Genomic DNA, 4888 nt, shown 5'->3' with positions numbered 1-4888 from the left:
CAGCGGCCTGAGCGTCCGGTCCACGGCGCGGAGGCGGGCGGCGAGCACGGCCTCGGGAGCGGCCGTCCGCCAGACCTGAGGGACGTACGAGGCGACGGTGCGCGGGCTGAAGCTGTAGAACGACGCCGTCACCACTTCGGGCGTGGCCGCCCCCAGCGGGGCGGACCGCAGCGCGAAGTACCAGGGCCAGCGCTCGCTCACGTCGTAGCCGAGCGCGGCTCCTTCCTCGGCGGCCTGCGGTGAGAAGTACAGGGCCGCGTGAACAGGTTCGAGTTGGTGCCACATCGTGCGGGCGAGTCCGGCGAAATCCGTCATGACGGGAAACGTAGCCAGTGGATGTGAACGCTGTCAACATTCGCCGTCCGGACTTGTCGCGCAGGCTTGGAGCATGACTGGACGGACAAAGGTGAGGATCCGGCGCGTGTACGAGGAGGCCCGCCCCCGCGAGGACGGGCTGCGCGTGCTCGTGGACCGGCTGTGGCCGCGCGGGATGAAGAAGGAGGACGCCCGTCTGGACGAGTGGGTCAAGGAGGTCGCGCCCTCCAGCGAGCTGCGCAAGTGGTACGGGCACGACCCCGAGCTCTTCGAGGAGTTCGCCGAGCGCTACCGCGCGGAGCTGTCGGAGTCCGGGCCTCGCGGTGCGCTCGCGGATCTCCGGAAGCGCGCGGCAGGCGGGACCCTCACGCTGCTGACGTCCGTGAAGGCCGAACAGCTGGAGCGCAGCCACGCCGCCGTACTGGCGGAGGAGCTCGGCGGCTCACGCTGATCGCGCGCTGATACTGCGGGTCGAGGGTGCTCTGAGCAGGGACTTTGACGAAGCATGCGGTGGAGTGCATACTTATGCCAGTCAGTGTATGCACCGTAAGGAGAACCCCGTGACTGAGCGCGTCGTACTCGCCTACTCGGGCGGCCTTGACACCTCCGTCTGCATCGGCTGGATCGCCGAGGAGACCGGGGCCGAGGTCGTCGCCGTCGCCGTCGATGTCGGCCAGGGCGGCGAGGACCTGGACGTCATCCGCAAGCGCGCTCTCGACTGCGGTGCCGTCGAGGCCGAAGTCGCTGACGCCAAGGACGAGTTCGCCGACGAGTACTGCCTCCCGGCGATCAAGGCCAACGCGCTCTACATGGACCGCTACCCGCTCGTCTCCGCGCTCTCGCGGCCGACCATCGTCAAGCACCTGGTCGCCGCCGCGCACAAGCACGGTGCCACCACCGTCGCCCACGGCTGCACCGGCAAGGGCAACGACCAGGTGCGGTTCGAGGCCGGCATCTCCTCCCTCGCCCCGGAACTGAGGTGCATCGCCCCGGTCCGGGACTACGCGATGACGCGGGACAAGGCCATCGCCTTCTGCGAGGAGAAGGGGCTGCCCATCGCGACGAGCAAGAAGTCCCCGTACTCCATCGACCAGAACGTCTTCGGACGGGCCGTCGAGACCGGCTTCCTCGAGGACATCTGGAACGCGCCGATCGAGGACGTCTACGAGTACACGGAGAACCCGGCCACCCCGCGCGAGGCCGACGAGGTCGTTGTCACCTTCGAGAAGGGCGTCCCCGTCGCTCTCGACGGCAAGCCTGTGAGCGTCCTTCAGGCGATCCAGCAGCTCAACGAGCGGGCGGGCGCCCACGGCATCGGCCGGATCGACATGGTCGAGGACCGGCTCGTGGGCATCAAGTCCCGTGAGGTGTACGAGTCCCCGGGCGGCATCGCACTGATCACCGCGCACCAGGAGCTGGAGAACGTCACCGTCGAGCGCGAACTGGCCCGCTACAAGCGGCAGGTGGAGCAGCGGTGGTCCGAACTCGTCTACGACGGCATGTGGTTCTCCCCGCTCAAGCGTGCCCTGGAAGGCTTCATCGACGAGGCCAACGAGCACGTCAGCGGCGACATCCGGATGACCCTGCAGGGCGGCCGCGCCGTCGTCACCGGCCGGCGCTCGCAGCAGTCGCTCTACGACTTCAACCTCGCCACGTACGACAGCGGCGACACCTTCGACCAGTCGATGTCCAAGGGCTTCATCGAGCTGTTCGGCATGTCCAGCAAGATCGCCGCGAAGCGGGACCTGGCGCAGTAGTCTGCCGGTCCCGGCCGCCCGGCCCGCTCACCGCGGGCCGCCGGTCCAGCACTTCCACCGCCTCCCCGCCGCATCCGGCGGGGAGGCGGTCCTGCACGCGGTCGCAGCAGCGCCGCACGACACGCATCGAGGAGAGCACCACCATGCCCAGCAACGAAGCGCCGCAGAGCGACCCCGAAGGCCAGGACGTACGGCTGTGGGGCGGGCGTTTCGCCGACGGACCTTCCGAGGCGCTGGAGAAGCTCTCCGCATCCGTCCACTTCGACTGGCGCCTCGCGCCGTACGACATCGCCGGTTCCCGCGCCCACGCCCGTGTGCTGCACAAGGCGGGGCTGCTCACCGCCGAGGAACTGCAGCAGATGACCGCGGGCCTCGACCAGCTGGAGTCCGACGTCGCCGACGGCAGCTTCATCGGCACCCTCGCCGACGAGGACGTGCACACGGCGCTGGAGCGCGGCCTGCTGGAGCGGCTCGGGGCCGAGCTCGGCGGCAAGCTGCGCGCCGGACGCTCCCGGAACGACCAGGTCGCCACGCTCTTCCGGATGTACCTGCGCGACCACGCCCGGATCATCGGGGGGCTGCTGGCCGACCTTCAGGAGGCGCTGGTCGGTCTCGCCGAGGCGCACCCCGACGTGGCGATGCCGGGCCGCACCCACCTCCAGCACGCCCAGCCCGTCCTCTTCGCTCACCACGTGCTCGCGCACGCCCAGGCGCTCTCACGGGATGCGGAGCGGCTGCGGCAGTGGGACGTCCGCACAGCCGTCTCCCCGTACGGCTCCGGGGCGCTCGCAGGTTCCTCGCTCGGCCTGGACCCGGAGGCCGTCGCAGCCGACCTGGGCTTCGAGCACGGCTCGTCCGCCAACTCAATCGACGGAACGGCGTCGCGCGACTTCGTCGCGGAGTTCGCCTTCGTCACGGCCATGATCGGCGTCGACGTCTCGAAGATGGCCGAGGAGATCATCATCTGGAACACGAAGGAGTTCTCCTTCGTCACGCTCCACGACGCCTTCTCGACGGGCTCGTCGATCATGCCCCAGAAGAAGAACCCCGACATCGCCGAGCTGGCCCGCGGCAAGTCCGGCCGCCTGATCGGCAACCTGACCGGCCTGATGGCCACGCTCAAGGCTTTGCCGCTGGCGTACAACCGCGACCTCCAGGAGGACAAGGAGCCGGTCTTCGACTCCTGCGACCAGCTGGAGATGCTGCTCCCCGCCTTCACCGGCATGATGGCCACGCTCACCGTGCACCGCGACCGCCTGGCGGAGCTGGCTCCCGCCGGGTTCTCGCTGGCCACCGACATCGCGGAGTGGCTGGTCAAGCGGGGAGTCCCGTTCCGGGTGGCGCACGAGGTGGCAGGCGAGTGCGTCAAGGTCTGCGAGGGCGAAGGCATCGAGCTGGATCAGCTCACGGACGAGCAGTTCGCCGCGATCTCCCCGCATCTGTCCCCGGAGGTCCGCAGCGTCCTGAACGTCTCCGGCGCCCTGGCCGCTCGCGACGGCCGCGGCGGCACCGCCCCGTCGGCGGTCGCCGTCCAGCTCGACGAGGTCAAGGCCGACCTCGCCGGGCAGCGCGCCTGGACCGCGCGAGCACGCTGAGATCCACGTACGCGTAAGCCTGCGCACGTTGGGGCACCCGGGTGACCTCCCCGACACGAAGCGAGGCGAGACGCGATGATCGGATCTGTGCGTCACCGGCCTGAGGAGACGAACCACAACACGGTAGCTGTGCTGGTCAAACAGGCCTCTGAGCAGCTCACCGACGTGGTGCGAAGCGAGATGCGTCTGGCGCAGGCCGAAATGAAGGAGAAGGGCAAGCGTGCGGGCTTCGGCGGCGGAATGTTCGGCGGAGCCGCGATCCTGGGTCTGCTGGCCCTGTGGGCGCTGGCCTTCGGGGCCATCGCGGGCATCGCAGTCGTGCTGCCCGTCTGGGCCGCGGCGCTGATCGTCGCCGGCGGACTGCTGCTGGTGGCCGGGGCGCTCGCGATGGCAGGGAAGCATGAACTCCGATCCGCGACTCCACCCAAGCCCGAGCGGACCATCGACAGCGTCAAGGCCGATGTCGACGCGATCAAGGAAGGAGCGCACCGATGACGCGCAAGCCTGCCGCGGGAGCAGCCACCGACAGCAAGCAGCTGCGCCAGGACGTGGAGGTGGCACGCGAGCAGCTGGCCGAGACGGTCGCCGAGCTCGCAGGGAAGGCGGACGTGAAGGCCCATGCGCGGGAGATGGCAGCGCATGCCAAGTCCAAGGCCCTGTTCGAGGCGAACGAGGCGAAGGCACGCATGCAGCACACCGCTGAGCTGGCCGCGGACCGGGGCTTCACCAGGCCCGGCGCGGCCGTGGCGGTGGTGGCCGGCGTCGGCCTCGCCGCCCTGGCGACGTTCGTCGTGCTGCACCGGCAACACGGGAACTCGCTGCACCGGCGGCACGGGAACATCCTGCACCGGCAGCACGGGAACCGGCTGTCCTGGCGACATGGGAAGAGGTGACCGTCGTGGTCAAGCTTCTCTACAAGCCGTTCGGCATCCTTTTCGGGCTGCTCGGCGGCATCCTTGCAGGCGCCCTCTTCAGCAAGGTCTGGAAGGTCCTCGCGCACGAGGACGACGCACCGGACGCCACTGACGAGGAGCGGGAGTGGAAAGAGATCCTGCCCGCCGTCGCACTCAAGGGAGCGATCGCCGGTGTGGTCAAGGCGCTGATCCACCGCGGCGGCGCCACCGGTGTACGCGGCCTGACGGGCACCTGGCCGGCCTGAGCGCCTGCACGGGGCCTTGTCCGGCACGGGCATCGGTCTGAGACCGAGGGAGCGCCGACCCG

The 4888-nt window shown here is 69.6% G+C and carries 7 protein-coding genes; 6 read left to right on the top strand and 1 reads right to left on the bottom strand.

The features are described from left to right. Window positions 1-315 (bottom strand): helix-turn-helix domain-containing protein (locus H5J26_RS28415; protein ID WP_419183861.1); only part of this gene is annotated, 315 nt, incomplete at its 3' end. 73 nt (window positions 316-388) lie between these two features. Between H5J26_RS28415 and H5J26_RS28410 the strand changes: the two genes are divergently transcribed. The 6 genes from H5J26_RS28410 to H5J26_RS28385 all read left to right on the top strand — a co-directional run bounded on the left by H5J26_RS28410 (window position 389) and on the right by H5J26_RS28385 (window position 4826). Continuing rightward, window positions 389-766 carry a DUF488 domain-containing protein gene (locus tag H5J26_RS28410; protein ID WP_181768834.1) on the top strand — a complete coding sequence of 126 codons (378 nt, stop codon included), beginning with the start codon at window positions 389-391 and terminating at the stop codon, window positions 764-766. Window positions 767-875: 109 nt separating this feature from the next. Continuing rightward, window positions 876-2072, top strand: coding sequence for an argininosuccinate synthase (locus H5J26_RS28405; protein ID WP_181768833.1), 1197 nt, complete (start codon window positions 876-878; stop codon window positions 2070-2072). 143 nt (window positions 2073-2215) lie between these two features. Beyond that, the gene (gene argH / locus H5J26_RS28400) at window positions 2216-3667 is read left to right on the top strand and encodes an argininosuccinate lyase (RefSeq protein WP_181768832.1); all 1452 of its coding nucleotides are present in this window, start codon (window positions 2216-2218) and stop codon (window positions 3665-3667) included. A gap of 75 nt (window positions 3668-3742) precedes the next feature. After that, window positions 3743-4162, top strand: coding sequence for a phage holin family protein (locus H5J26_RS28395; protein ID WP_181768831.1), 420 nt, complete (start codon window positions 3743-3745; stop codon window positions 4160-4162). Then, window positions 4159-4560 carry a DUF3618 domain-containing protein gene (locus tag H5J26_RS28390; protein ID WP_181768830.1) on the top strand — a complete coding sequence of 134 codons (402 nt, stop codon included), beginning with the start codon at window positions 4159-4161 and terminating at the stop codon, window positions 4558-4560. Before H5J26_RS28395 ends, H5J26_RS28390 begins: the two co-directional genes overlap by 4 nt. 5 nt (window positions 4561-4565) lie before the next feature. Next, complete coding sequence (locus tag H5J26_RS28385) at window positions 4566-4826, top strand: DUF4235 domain-containing protein (RefSeq protein ID WP_181768829.1); 261 nt, start codon at window positions 4566-4568, stop codon at window positions 4824-4826. Window positions 4827-4888: the final 62 nt, after the last annotated feature.

Origin of the sequence: Streptomyces albidus (ex Kaewkla and Franco 2022), from assembly GCF_013870515.1 — a bacterium.
Classification (GTDB): domain Bacteria; phylum Actinomycetota; class Actinomycetes; order Streptomycetales; family Streptomycetaceae; genus Streptomyces; species Streptomyces albidus.
Note: the sequence above shows the minus strand (reverse complement) of the source record. Positions and strands in the feature narration are given on the sequence as shown.